At 36.6% G+C, this 13,989-nt stretch carries 10 protein-coding genes; 9 read left to right on the top strand and 1 reads right to left on the bottom strand.

Features of this window, described 5'->3' with window-relative positions; translation table 11 throughout:
- The first annotated feature begins 3 nt into the window (after positions 1-3).
- Both nifJ and BCR25_RS13255 read left to right on the top strand, forming a co-directional pair.
- Entirely contained in the window at positions 4-3,543 is a 3,540-nt protein-coding gene (nifJ, locus tag BCR25_RS13265) for a pyruvate:ferredoxin (flavodoxin) oxidoreductase (protein ID WP_069664062.1), read from the top strand.
- Between the two features lie 204 nt (positions 3,544-3,747).
- Positions 3,748-5,022 (top strand): NCS2 family permease, encoded by a 1,275-nt coding sequence (locus tag BCR25_RS13255; protein ID WP_069664060.1) that lies wholly within the window; start codon positions 3,748-3,750, stop codon positions 5,020-5,022.
- A gap of 257 nt (positions 5,023-5,279) precedes the next feature.
- On the opposite strand, the gene BCR25_RS13250 is transcribed toward BCR25_RS13255, so the two are convergent.
- A complete protein-coding gene (locus BCR25_RS13250) occupies positions 5,280-6,677 on the bottom strand; it encodes a TrkH family potassium uptake protein (protein ID WP_069664059.1) in 1,398 nt (465 codons plus the stop codon).
- A gap of 312 nt (positions 6,678-6,989) precedes the next feature.
- Here BCR25_RS13250 and BCR25_RS13245 point away from each other — a divergent pair, with 312 nt between their 5' ends.
- The 7 genes from BCR25_RS13245 to BCR25_RS13215 all read left to right on the top strand — a co-directional run bounded on the left by BCR25_RS13245 (position 6,990) and on the right by BCR25_RS13215 (position 13,871).
- Entirely contained in the window at positions 6,990-8,507 is a 1,518-nt protein-coding gene (locus tag BCR25_RS13245; RefSeq protein WP_069664058.1) for a flavocytochrome c, read from the top strand.
- A gap of 22 nt (positions 8,508-8,529) precedes the next feature.
- Positions 8,530-10,227 (top strand): MucBP domain-containing protein, encoded by a 1,698-nt coding sequence (locus BCR25_RS20730; RefSeq protein ID WP_245792153.1) that lies wholly within the window; start codon positions 8,530-8,532, stop codon positions 10,225-10,227.
- A gap of 543 nt (positions 10,228-10,770) precedes the next feature.
- Positions 10,771-11,283: a hypothetical protein gene (locus BCR25_RS13235; RefSeq protein WP_069664056.1), complete on the top strand. Its 513-nt coding sequence runs from the start codon at positions 10,771-10,773 to the stop codon at positions 11,281-11,283.
- 238 nt (positions 11,284-11,521) lie between these two features.
- Positions 11,522-11,818 (top strand): TIGR04197 family type VII secretion effector, encoded by a 297-nt coding sequence (locus BCR25_RS13230; RefSeq protein WP_069664055.1) that lies wholly within the window; start codon positions 11,522-11,524, stop codon positions 11,816-11,818.
- Positions 11,818-12,153, top strand: a complete 336-nt coding sequence (locus tag BCR25_RS13225) for a DUF3958 family protein (RefSeq protein ID WP_069664054.1) — start codon at positions 11,818-11,820, stop codon at positions 12,151-12,153. The genes BCR25_RS13230 and BCR25_RS13225 overlap by 1 nt, the downstream gene beginning before the upstream one ends.
- 1 nt (position 12,154) lies before the next feature.
- Positions 12,155-13,462, top strand: coding sequence for a T7SS effector LXG polymorphic toxin (locus tag BCR25_RS19945; protein ID WP_083242686.1), 1,308 nt, complete (start codon positions 12,155-12,157; stop codon positions 13,460-13,462).
- Between the two features lie 16 nt (positions 13,463-13,478).
- Positions 13,479-13,871, top strand: a complete 393-nt coding sequence (locus tag BCR25_RS13215) for a hypothetical protein (protein ID WP_069664053.1) — start codon at positions 13,479-13,481, stop codon at positions 13,869-13,871.
- Positions 13,872-13,989: the final 118 nt, after the last annotated feature.

Below are 13,989 nucleotides of genomic sequence, written 5' to 3'. Positions count from 1 at the left end.
GAAATGAAAACAACAAAAACAATGGATGGGAATACAGCAGCAGCGTATATTTCCTATGCATTTACGGAAGTAGCAGCGATCTATCCAATCACGCCAAGCTCTACAATGGCAGAATTAGTCGATGAATGGGCTGAAAATGGTCTTAAAAATATTTACGGTCAAAAAGTTCAAGTCATTGAAATGCAATCCGAAGCTGGAGCAGCCGGCGTGGTTCATGGCTCATTGAAAACAGGTGCTTTAACGACGACTTACACGGCTTCGCAAGGATTATTGCTAATGATTCCTAATATGTACAAAATCGCAGGAGAGCTGTTACCTTCAGTTTTTCACGTAGCTGCTAGAGCGATCACAACAAGTGCGTTAAGTATCTTTGGTGATCACGGTGATGTGATGGCTACTCGTCAAACCGGTTTTTGTATGCTAGCAGAATCTAGTGTGCAGGAAGTGATGGATTTATCCGCAGTGGCTCATTTAGCAAGTATTGAGGGCAGTATACCATTTGTAAACTTCTTTGATGGCTTCAGAACGAGTCATGAGTTACAAAAAATCGAAGTACTCGATTATGACGATTTAAAAGGTATGCTGAATCAAGAAGCTGTTGATCGTTTTCGCCGTAGAGGGATGAATCCAAATCATCCGACCGTTTCAGGAACTGCTCAAAATCCAGATATTCATTTCCAACAAAGAGAAACGGTCAATGCAAATTATGAAGCGATGCCTGCAATCGTTCAAAAATACATGAAACAAATCAATGAAATAAGAGGAACATCCTACGATTTAACTGATTATTACGGGGCAAAAGATGCGACAGAAGTAATAATTTCTATGGGCTCTGCGTCACCAGTGATCGAGCAAACAGTAGACTATCTGAACGAACAAGGGAGAAAAGTTGGTTTTATCAATATTCATTTATATCGTCCATTCCCTACAGATAACCTATTAGAGAAATTGCCAAAGACGGTTCAAAAAGTTGCGGTTTTAGATCGCACAAAAGAAGCTGGAGCAGATGGAGAACCTCTACTTTTAGACGTTCAAAGTGCGCTTTATCAGCATGAAAATCGTCCTATCGTGATTGGGGGACGTTATGGATTAGGCTCAAAAGATGTGACACCAAATCAGATCAAAGCAGTCTATGATCATTTACTATTACCGTTTGCCGATTTGAAACAACGTTTTACTATCGGAATCGTTGATGATGTAACGTATCGTTCATTACCACAAGGAGAGGTTTTAGATTTAACAGCTCCTTCGACTTTCCAAGCAAAATTCTGGGGCTTTGGTTCAGATGGAACCGTAGGCGCAAATAAACAAGCAATCAAAATTATCGGTGATAATACAGATTTATATGCGCAAGCATATTTTAGCTATGATTCTAAAAAATCAGGCGGGCTGACGGTCTCTCATTTACGTTTTGGAGAAGAGCCGATCACTTCAACCTATTTAGTAGAACAGGCCGATTTCATTGCTTGTCACAATGCATCATATATCCATAACTATGATTTGCTCAAAGGATTAAAAGACGGCGGAATTTTCTTGCTCAATACGATTTGGGATAAAGAAAAGGTCTACCGTTTATTACCGGCTAAGCTAAAAAAATATATTGGGGAACATAACATTCAATTTTATATTATCAACGCAGTCGAGCTAGCACGTGAAGTAGGCTTAGGGCGTCGAATCAATACAGTTATGTCCACTGCTTTCTTTGAAGTAACAGACCTGATGTCTCGGGATCAATACTTACCATTGTTAAAAGCAGAAGTGCAAAAAGCGTATGGAAAAAAATCAATGGAAATCGTTGAAAAAAACTACAAGGCAATCGATGGTACCTTTGATTCATTGCAGAAAGTAGAAGTTCCAGCAGAATGGGCAATGATCGAAATCAAACCAGAAGCAGTAGATCCTACGCTGCCAAAATATATCACGAATATTTTACAACCGATCAATCGACAAGAAGGAAATGATTTAACCGTCGGTGATTTGATCGATAATGGTATGAAAACAGGTGAAATGCCAATGGGCACAGCAGCCTACGAAAAACGCGGCATTGCCTTGGAAGTTCCAGAATGGCAAATGGATAAATGTACCATGTGTAATGAATGTGCCTTTGTGTGTCCTCATGCGGCTATTCGCCCATTCTTAGCAGACGAAGCTGAAATGGAAACAGCACCGGAAGGCTTTGTAGCAAGAGAAATGCGTGGAGCAGATGGCTTGATGTATCGTATTCAAGTTTCATTGGAGGATTGTACAGGTTGCGGACTTTGTGTTCAAGCTTGTCCAGTGAAGGAAAAAGCAATTTTGATGAAACCATATGAAGAGCAAAAAGAACAAGCAATCAATTGGGCATTTGCAATGACCTTGCAGCAAAAAGAAAACCCAGTCAGGAAACTATCTGTTAAAGGCTCACAATTCAATCAGCCGTTGATGGAATTTTCAGGAGCTTGTGAAGGCTGTGGTGAAACACCATATATCAAACTTTTGACCCAATTATTCGGCGATCGAATGATGATGGCTAATGCAACAGGCTGTTCGTCCATTTGGGGTGGTTCATCGCCAGTGACGCCTTATACAACAAATGAATGTGGGCAAGGACCTGCATGGAGTAACTCGCTCTTTGAAGATAACGCAGAATATGGTTATGGCATGTACGTCGCGAACAATACGAAGCGTCAATATTTAGCTGATCAAGTTCAAGAAGCGATAGATAAAAAATTGGGATCAGAAGATCTTCAAGCCTTACTTCAAGATTGGCATGAGCACTATTTAGAAGGAGATGGAACCCAGCAGCGTGCGACAAAACTGGCGGCAGTTTTAAGTGAAGAATACCAAAACAATCCTTTACTAGAACAAATTTACCAACAAAGTGATTTATTTGTAAAAACAAGTCAGTGGATCGTTGGTGGTGACGGTTGGGCGTATGATATTGGGTTTAGCGGAATCGATCATGTATTAGCAAGCGGTGCCGATGTAAATATATTTGTTATGGATAACGAAGTCTATGCCAATACAGGAGGTCAAACGTCTAAAGCAACACCAGCAGCTGCGATCGCAAAATTCTCTGCCGGTGGTAAACAAACCTCTAAGAAAGATCTAGGCATGATGGCAATGACTTACGGCAATGTTTATGTGGCACAGATCGCTCTTGGAGCGAACTCGATGCAAACGATCAAAGCTATCGACGAAGCTGAACGCTATCCTGGACCATCATTGATTATCGGTTACACACCTTGTATCAATCATGGTGTAAAAGGCGGTATGATTGAAACACTTTCATTAGCTAAAGAAGCGGTAGAATCTGGCTATTGGCAATTGTACCGTTACAATCCACAGCTGGTTGAAAAGGGCAAAGATCCAATGGTCATTGATTACAAAAAGGCTGACTTTACTAAAATGCGCGATTTCCTTGAAAAACAAACTCGTTTCTCTGCATTGCATACGATCAAAGACAACCAAGAAGTGGTTGAGCATTTATTAACGAAAACCAAAGAAGATGCTGAGGATCGCTCTGAAAACTACGTGAAATTAGTAAGTCAGATCAAAAAATAAACTCATTTTTTTAGCTTAAAACAAAAGCAAACGGCTAATCGATCGTTTTGCTTTTGTTTTTTTGTGATTGATTCTAAAAAAATTATCAGAATTAGAAAAAAACGTTTCCATTATGGTATCCTTAGAATCAGCATTTAAGTAAAAAATACCAAATTTACGCTCAATCAATAAAAAAGTAATCGATTGAACACGAGGAGGAAGCATATGTTTCATTTGAAAAAGTTGACTAGAGAAGGATTTAAGCGGGAAATAGTCGCAGGGACAACTTCATTTTTTGCTATTTCATATATTATTATGGTGAATACGGTGATCCTGTCTCAAGCAGGAATGCCGAAAGAATTAACGATTTTCGGCACGATTTTTATTTCGATCATTGGTTCGATCCTGATGGGATTGATCGCAGATGCACCAATCGTATTGACGACTGGTATGGGCGTCAATTCATTTTTCACTTATACCCTGGTGCTGTCTTTAGGTTTAACTTGGCAAGAAGCCTTGGCAGTCAGCTTTTGTTCAGGAGTCATTTACTTGATCGTCGCATTTACCCGATTAAGTAAATTATTTGCAGAAGTTGTTCCTGGAACGTTGAAAACAGGTATAACTGTCGGAATTGGCTTTTTTCTGGTGTTGATCGGATTGGAAAAAGGGCAGCTGATTTTACGTGGCGAGCATACGTTTACTCAGCTGGCACCGTTGAATAACAGCTTGACTCTTTTAACATTATTCTCGTTGGTGCTGACAGTCATTCTTTTTCTAAAAGGAGTTCAGGGCAGTTTCTTTATTGGAATCGTCGTGGTGACTTTAATTGCTAATCTCTTAGGCTTAGTGAATCCAACAGAACACTTTTCTTTAAGCAGCTTGAAAAATATTTCTCAGATTTTTATGCAGCTTGATTTTCATTCTTTTTTCACAAAAAGCTTTTTGTTAGGTGTTTTTGCTTTGTCGATGATCTTGATTTTTGAGTCAATGGGGATTTTAAAGGGATTGATGCCTGAAGCTGACGAAGATAAGTATTTACGAGCTTATCGCGTCACAGGAGTAGTTACATTGCTGTCTAGTCTTTTTGGTACGAGTCCAACAATTGCAGCTGCAGAAAGTGCTACAGGTATTGAAGAAGGCGGAAAAACTGGCTGGACATCGATTACAAGCGGTATTTGTTTCTTTTTAGCTTTATTAGCTTTACCGCTTCTTTCGTACATACCAGATTCTGCACTGGCACCAGCGATCATTATTACAGGCTTTTTGATGATCCAACAAATAAAGACACTTGATTTTGAGGATTTTAGTGACTATTTTCCAGCAATGCTGATGATCGTTTTGATTCCGTTTACGATGAATATTTCTGACGGCATGGCGTTTGGCTTCGTTGCGTATCCCTTAACGAAATGGATCGCTGGGAAGAAAAAAGAACTGTCCTTCCCAATGTACTTGATCTCTGGTTTATTTTTAGTGTATCTGATCGTTAATGTACTAATTTAAATGAACTATAAAAAAAGTCTGGGACATAACTCTATGAGTTACATCCCAGACACTTAAAAATCCGAATAAACGATGGAAACAGAAGCAAGTTCTTCTGAAATAAGCTGAAATTGCTGTGAAACACAGTGAGGTACGAGCTGATGTAGAACAGTACCTACTTGGTGCTGGGGTTGAAACACAGTGAGGCACGAACTAATGCAGAACAATCCCTACCGGGTGTTCGTGATTAAACACTGCTGTCCCATACTCCTTTTGTCTTATCCAATAATAATTTTTTCAGATGGGTATTCGTAGCCGATGTCTCGTGTTTCTTTTGGTACAAACAGCATCAATGTATAGAGCATGCCGATTCGTCCAATAAACATCAACAAAGCAATCATCAATTTCCCAACAGTCGTTAAGTCAGAAGTGATTCCTAAAGATAAACCCGTTGTTCCAAACGCTGAGGCAACTTCTACAATGATCGCTATCAGTGGATGATCTTCAGTCGCAGTCAAAAATAAAACTGCAAAAAAGCACATGATCAATGAAAGCATAAACACAACAATTGATTTTTTTACGTCATCTTCATCAATCCTACGTCCAAAAACATTGATGTTATCTTCACTTTTTAAGAAAGCATAGAGGTATAAACCAATGATGGCAACTGTCGTTGTCCGAATTCCGCCTCCGACTGAACTAGGGCTACAGCCGATAAACATCAGCAAAGAGAAGACGATCAGTGTGGTGATCTGAAAATCGCCTAGATCATTGATCTGCAAGCCGGCATTTCGAGTAGTCATTGAATAAAACATTGATGTGATCCAACGCTGAATCTCACCCATTTCAACAAATAAGTGATCTTTTTCAAGTAAGTAAATCAAAAGAGTTCCGCCGACAAATAGAATCACAAATGCCAACAATGCAATTTTACTAAAAAGAGAGAATCGAAAAGGCAAGCCGCGTTTTTTCTTTTTGAAAAACAGCCACTCACGCACCTCCATCAAAACTGGAAAGCCAATCCCACCGACAAAAATCAAGAACATGATCACAATCAGAAACAGGTAATCATTAGCAAAAGGAATAATCGAATCTCCGGTTACATCGAACCCCGAGTTTGTTACAGCAGAGATCGATTGATAAAACCCGAAAAAAATCGCCTTTGGCCAGGTTTTATAATAACCAGCATAATAGAAATAAATTGAAAAAAATGTACCGAAAATCACTTGGAACCACAAAATAATTGTAAATGTGATCCGAATCAAACGAACGATCCCACTTAATTTTGGCTGATTCATATCGGTCATAATCAACTGACGCTGCTTCAATGAAATCTTGCGTTTGGATAAAATAATGAACGCAGTAGAAATCATCATAATGCCCAAACCACCAACTTGAAATAAAATCTCAAGCAATACTACACCGCGATCATTAAAAACCGAGTTTATATCAAAAGTAGATAATCCTGTTACACTGACTGTACTGATTGCCATAAACAACATATCGATGAAATGAACATGAGAACCTTTTTCCCTAAAAAAAGGGAGGCAGAACAGTAAGTAGGAAATGACGGTCATAATAATATAATAAGAAACAATGATTTGAATAGATGAAAAATTATTGGAAAAGCGTTTCCCTTTTCGTTGTGCCAGCCACAAAAGCCGATTTCGATTCATAGTGGACCTCCTGAATATCATTAAATCAAGTATAGCAGAAAATGAAAGCTGGGCAAATAAAGAAAAATTCTTAAAAAAGATAAGAAATTGATTAAAAAAATATAGAAATCAAGACAAATGAAACAGAACATGCTATTTTATGAAAAGACAAATGATAGTGAATTTAGTTTGTGAAAAAAATTGAAATAATCTTTTTATATTGTAGCTGTACGTAGCAACAGTGTTAATCGCCTTTATTTTTTTATCAAAGATTGTGATTTTATTCACCAACGAAAACACTGTGATGTCCAAATTAGATGAGGTGGGAAATTAATGAAAAAAGTAATCATGAGCTTAGTATCATTGAGCTTGTTTGCTGGATTAGCAGTTGGCTGCACGAGTGATCAAGAAAAAGCTGCTAAGAGCAAAGAATCTAAAGACAGTTCAGAAGAAGTAACGTCAGGTGCATCTGCGAACGGCTACACTGACATAAGTGAATTGAAAGATAATTATGATATTGTTATCGTCGGTGCCGGTGGAGCTGGGATGACCGCTGCATTACAAGCAAAAGAAGCAGGAATGAATCCTGTAATTTTAGAAAAAATGCCTGTTGCTGGTGGGAACACAATCAAATCTTCTTCAGGAATGAATGCATCAGAAACGAAATTCCAAAAAGAAGAAGGCATCACAGATAGCAATGATAAATTCTTTGAAGAAACCTTAAAAGGCGGAAAAGGAACAAACGATCAAGAATTACTTCGCTTTTTCGTGGACCATTCTGCAGATGCAATCGATTGGTTAGACACAAAAGGAATTGAACTGAGCAATTTAACGATTACAGGAGGTATGAGTGAAAAACGTACGCATCGTCCAGCTGATGGTTCAGCAATCGGTGGTTATTTAGTGGATGGACTAGTTCGAAATGTAAAAGAAGAAAGCATTCCACTATTTGTTAATGCAGATGTGACAGAACTAACAGAAAAAGACGATCAAGTCAACGGCGTTAAAGTAAAATTAGAAGATGGTAAAACGAAAGAAATCAAAGCTGACGCAGTGATTGTAACGACTGGTGGTTTTGGTGCGAATAAAGAAATGCTTGAAGAATATGATCCAAAATTAAAAGATTACGTAACGACAAACCAAGAAGGTACAACGGGTGACGGAATCAAAATGATCGAAAAATTAGGCGGCGCTACAGTGGATATGAAAGAAATTCAAATTCACCCAACCGTTCAGCAAGATAAATCATTCTTGATCGGTGAAGTTGTTCGTGGTGAAGGAGCGATTTTAGCTTCTCAAGAGGGGACTCGTTTTGTCAATGAAATGGATACACGTGATAAAGTTTCTGCTGCGATCACAGCATTACCAGAAAAATCAGCTTACTTAGTCTTTGATCAAGGTGTGCGTGAACGTGCAACAGCGATCGATTTTTATGATGAGCAAGGATTTGTTGTTGAAGGGAATACGATCGAAGAACTTGCGAAAAAAATCGATATGCCAGAAGCTGCATTAAAAGAAACTGTTGAACAATGGAATAAAGATGTTCAAGCAAAAGCGGATGCACAATTTGGACGTGAAACTGGGATGGACAATGATTTATCAACTGGTCCATATTATGCAATCAAAATCGCACCAGGTATCCACCACACAATGGGTGGCGTGAAAATCAATACAAAAACAGAAGTTCTTAAAGAAGACGGAACAGCAATCAAAGGACTTTATGCTGCTGGTGAAGTGACTGGCGGATTACATGGAGCAAACCGCATTGGCGGTAATGCAGTTGCAGACATCATTATTTTTGGTCGCCAAGCCGGAACAGAAGCTGCAACCTTTGCTTCGGAGCAAAAATAATTAAAACCAAAGGTGATGAATAGTGAAAAAAAGAAGATGTATAGTAATACTGGGAACAGTTCTACTATGCACCACACAGTTGGTGCCAGCGATTACCCATGCTGTGGAATTAGATAAATCAAGTCAACTAAAAACTGCGACACGCTATAGTGAAAATATAGAAGAAGTGACTACAGATAAAAGAGGACATATGTCTGATCAGATGATTACAGAATCAGAAGGAATTGAGAATCAGACAACTGTGGAAACTATCGGTCAGGAAAACGATATAGAAGATCATTTATTAGAATCAAGTGAAATTCTGGCTGATAATAAAAGCGAAATAGAACAAGCTGATGATAGTAAAGAATCAAGTTCGATCCAAGGCTTAGCAGATTCTTTAGGGACTTTGGAACAGCTGATTCCCAACAATCCAGAAGCGGTGGCGGATATCAGTGAGAATCTAGGTATACTTCCAACAGATGAAGTGACACAGGAGCAACTAGACACAATCACGACTTTAAGAGCATCTGCAAGTGGGTGGGAAGGATTTCAATATTTAACTAATCTTAATGAATTAGTTATTTTCACAGGAATTGGCCATCCAGAAAAAGATATTCAGTATCTGCTGCCTTTGACGCAGCTTGAAACGCTAACTTATGATGGTGACGGAGGGAATGAGCATACCTTAATTCCAAATGGAACGTCAGAAAAATCAAGTGTTGATTTGACTCACTTTAATGAGCTATTAGACAGAGGATTTCCTCCAAATGTCAACTTTATGAATTTGGATATTATTGTTCCTAGTCCAGCATATAAATATGCTATTCCCAATCCATTTATCAGTCGAGAGGGGACTGCAAGTGAGGAGTTGAGTATTGAATCTCCTTCATCAGATATTTCTTATGATTCAGAAAAAGGATTATTTTTTACAGAGGTTGATGATGGGACGATGGTAATCCCAGCTAATAATCTAATTGATGAATTGTATTTTGCAGATAATGAGTGGAAAATACAATATTACTTTTACATGGTCAATTTCAATGTGCAGGTTTATGGAGATTTTGTGATTCAAGCAGATCCGGAAATTTCATATACTGTTAATGCAAATATCTCTGAGGAAACCTTTCTTTCAGATATTTCTGCAGATTATGCAGCGAAACTACCAGCTGAATCAGATGTAGTAATAACGAGTAATTTTTTAGAAGTAGTTGATTTTAGTAAGCCGGGAGAATATAAAGTGCAGCTCGATACTGAGTTATCTTCAACGATTGACTCTGATGCTAAAGCTAAGCCGATTGAGGTAACTGTAACTATATTGCCTGAAGTTAGTGGATATATCACTGTAAAATATGTTGATACAGAAGGAAATCAAATTTCTGATGATATTTTGAAGTCTGGCATTATAGGAGAAGACTATACAACAGAGAAACAAGAAATCGCTGGTTATACGTTTAAAGAAGTACAAGGAGATCCAACAGGTAAATTTACGAATCAAGAGCAAACAGTAATATATATCTATACAAAAGATAAAGAGAATGTTGTAACACCAGTACCTAATTCAAAACCAGAAGAACCTTCCAATGAAGGCAGTCAAGAAAATAAAAAAAGCAATACTAGTAAAGTTGAACTGCCAGCATTAGGAGAATCTAATCGTTTACTGTTCAATATTATTGGGATGATATTGATAGCATTTATAGGAATTGTTTTATTGTTTAATAAAAGAACTCAGAAAGAATAAAAAAGATGTAGTTAATAGACAACGAAGAAATTGATATTGGCTAATTAATTCCTTTACAAGGCGATAGTAGTCAAAAAATAGTAGAGATAGCACGTTGAAAAGCGTGCTATCTCTTTTTCATAGACTATTAAAATTTCAAAGCAATAACATGTTTACGATTAAATAACTAATAGGGATAAAATGATCAATTTTAACAATTAAAAATGGCATAAAAATCTAAAAGGTTACAATGCTTGATAACCGAAAAAGTAACAGGTAAAGAAAATTTTCAATAAGTAAAATACCTTGATTCATAACGTTTAAATTTACCACTGTAAAAAACTCCGAAAATATAGTAATTTTGCTTTGCTGATAAACGATGAGAGTAGAACAGAGCAATACCACTGATAAAGTAATGTTTTAAAAAATGAGATATCCAGTTGAGAGTATGAAAGATGCACGAAGTTTTGCAAGAGCAGGTATGGTTTTTTCAAAAGAAAGGTTTGACTACATATGTAGATAGAGTTATCATCACATATAAATAAAGAAAGGTGTGTGGCTGAGATGTCTACAACAAGCAAAGTACTAAAAAAATTATATACTGTTTTAGAGGAAAAAAGCGAAGGAATTACGGTAAGCGAGTTTTGGGATTATTTATTTGAAGATAAAGAACTTGCTAAAGAATTAGTATTTGATGGTGAAAGACGAGAGGGAATTGTTGTTAGGTTACAAACTCAGATAAAAAAAGGTGGGAAGGCTGTAGAAGGAATTAAAATTATTAAGAATGCAGAAGGCAAAAATGTATTCATTTTAAATAGCAATAATCTCAATTATTTAGCAGGTATGTCCAATAAGTATTTAAAAGAGGCAACAAGTATTAAATTAGAGGTACAAGATTATGTTTTAAACAAATCTGAGCAAGCTATTATTAATAAGCATGAAAAGGCTCTAAAAGAATTAGAACGTATAAATTCTGATTTACAAAAGTTAGCAGATAAAATTTCTGAGAAAAAAATGAATAAAGAAGTGTTGAAAACAGATGTTTCAGATGGAGAGGAAACGGAAATGAAAAAATAAGGTCACATTTTCGTTCTATGAGGTTTCAAATTGAAATTGCATAAATGTATACCACCCTATTTAAAACTAGCCACGAGTTATATAATGTCTAATTGGATAATAGATAGCTATTCTAAGTAAGAAACAATAATTTGCGGAAATTGATAAAAAAAGAGAACATAAAAATAGAAAATTTGTTACAATTAGATATTGAACAAGATAATAAGTTGCATTTATATATCTAAGGAGGAGTAAGATAATGGGCATTAAAAGTAGTACAACTGTTGCAGGCAGTGTATCCGCTTCATTTAGCAAATCTGCTAGTGCATTAAATAGTATCAATGCCTCTACGAGTGTGGCATCAAGAACAAATGTTGCTGGAAACGAAGTAGCAAAAACGTCCACAATTAATTACGGAAAAGGATTAAAACAACTATCTACAAGCATTGTTTCGGCAGGTAATGCGATTCATTCAGTCGCAAAAGACTTTGCTACTATAGACCAACAAGCTTCTCAACAATTTCAATCTAATTCTTTAGGAAGTTGGTTTAAATAATGGAGATAGACTATCAAACAAAAATCCGTCAAGTTCAAGATGAACAAGATTCAATAAGGCAAGAAATTCGTTCTGTTGAACAACAACAAGAAGAATTTTTCTCTCTACAACAAGAGGAACAACGTCTTTACTCAGAAATAGTAGAAACAAGTCCTCCAGAAGAACGTCAGTATTTTAAAAGCAGAAGAGAAGATAGTTTCTCTTTAGCCAAAAAAGCACAACGGCAATTGGAAGAACAAGAAGATGAGCTGAAAAATACTAGAAGACAACTGATTGATAAAGAAGAATTGTACATTCAACAAAGAAAAGAGCAAGTGAAAGAAAAGGAGCAGTAGGATGGGGTTAAAATTTTATGTAGGAGAGATACAGCAACAAGGAAATGAAGCTTCTCGTATGAATAATCAAGCGAATCAAGCAATTTCCTCATTGCAAAGCAGTATTTCACAATTTTTATCTGCACCACTTTCTGGTAAAGCTTATGATTCAGCAAAAAGTTACTTTGGTACTGTGTATACACCACTTTGTCGATCTGCTATTTTAACTGGGGAAGCTCTTGAAAATGCACATAAACGATTGTTAAGCGAGTATCAAGGAATGGTTAGTAGCATTGATACAGACGAAGACCAAATTCAAAGCCAGATAGAGCGATTTGAGCAGTTAAAACGAGAGTTAGAAAGACAAATGCACACAGCTAAAACAATGCGACCGAATTTAGAACGCCGATATATGAATGCCTGTGATGTTATTTCTAAAAAAAGGGAGCAGCTTGAGAAATTCCATGCGTATAATGCTCGTTCAGCCAGTATTTTTGCGGAATATGAAGCTTGTCAGCAAGAATTTAATAATGGATTAGCACAGGTTAAGGATTGTAAAGCTTGGAATTCAGCTTCTGGAACTTTTGACATTGGTCGATTAAATATGACATGGGCAAGCCCCATTAATGCACGCTGGCAACAAAGAGAAAAAATGAAACAAGAAGCGAAGAATCGAGAAATGAAACAGACAATTGCAAGTTTAAATGGTTATACCATTATTTGCAGTGCACTGGGAACCAAAAAAACATGGTATTTAATGAAAAATGGCAAAATTGTATCACCAAATGCTCATCCTAATCTCTATAATCAACTAGAAAAATGTAAAGATTATCTAGGTAAAGACCAATACAAAGTCGAAAATGTAAAAATAATGAGAAATGAAATGCCCTTTTCACCTGCTTTGGGAGGGATATTAGGAAACATTGGCAAAGTAGGTAAAGGTATTGATATAATAAGAAAAGGCGCAGGAACTATTAAAGTCGGACAATCTATTTTGGATATAATAAACAATGCACCACAAATAAGCAATTCTAAAAGTAGTGACAAAACTGTGGATGATATTCTTGAAGGTGCTAAAGATACCACTAGACCTATTGGGAAAGCAAAAAATTTTGAAAAAGATGGTAACATGGATGATGCTGTTGATGATTTCAATTCATTAAATCCTAAAAATGTGAAAGAAATTAAGACTCAGTATGGAGATGGACTTCATGGTGTTTTAGAAGATGGTACTAGAATTTCGGTAAGACCTGGTAGTGGTACTGGAGGCTCAACCTTAGAAATAAAGGCTCCAGGAAAACCATTAATAAAAGTTAGGTACGGAAAATAGAAAGGAAGAAACAAATATGTTAGAACGATGGTATGAATACGATGACAGTAATATACCGATTGATACTTATGAAGTATCTGAAATAGTCCAAAACTCAGAAGGAACAATAATAAAGCTTGTAGGAAAAGAAAATAATATTGATGTTATTTTCGGTTTTGTTGATTCTTTACGAATTACAGATGAGGGAAGACGAATTAGAACATATAATGAAGTAGCAGGCATCCAAAAATATAGAGAGAATTTTGTTGGTAATCCTATCTATAAGGTAGAGCAATCAAAATATATTGAATGGATAGAAAAAGAAAGTGCTGGTTTTTGTGGTGATGTAGAACATTATGTTATTATCACAGAAAATGACCTTATAGACATAATCTCTACTTTTCCACCTGCTTTTGAAAAAAGGTATTAAAATAATACCTTTTTATACAATTTGATAACATATAAAATCATAGGCTGTAGGCTTAGAGAGACAATTATATTGATTGTACTCTCTTTTTTGTACTCACATTATGAAAGTCTCTGAGAGC

The sequence above is a fragment of the Enterococcus termitis genome, from assembly GCF_001730305.1.
Taxonomy (GTDB): Bacteria; Bacillota; Bacilli; order Lactobacillales; family Enterococcaceae; genus Enterococcus_L; species Enterococcus_L termitis.
The sequence above is the reverse complement of the archived record's forward strand: the minus strand, read 5'-3'. Positions and strand labels throughout refer to the sequence as shown.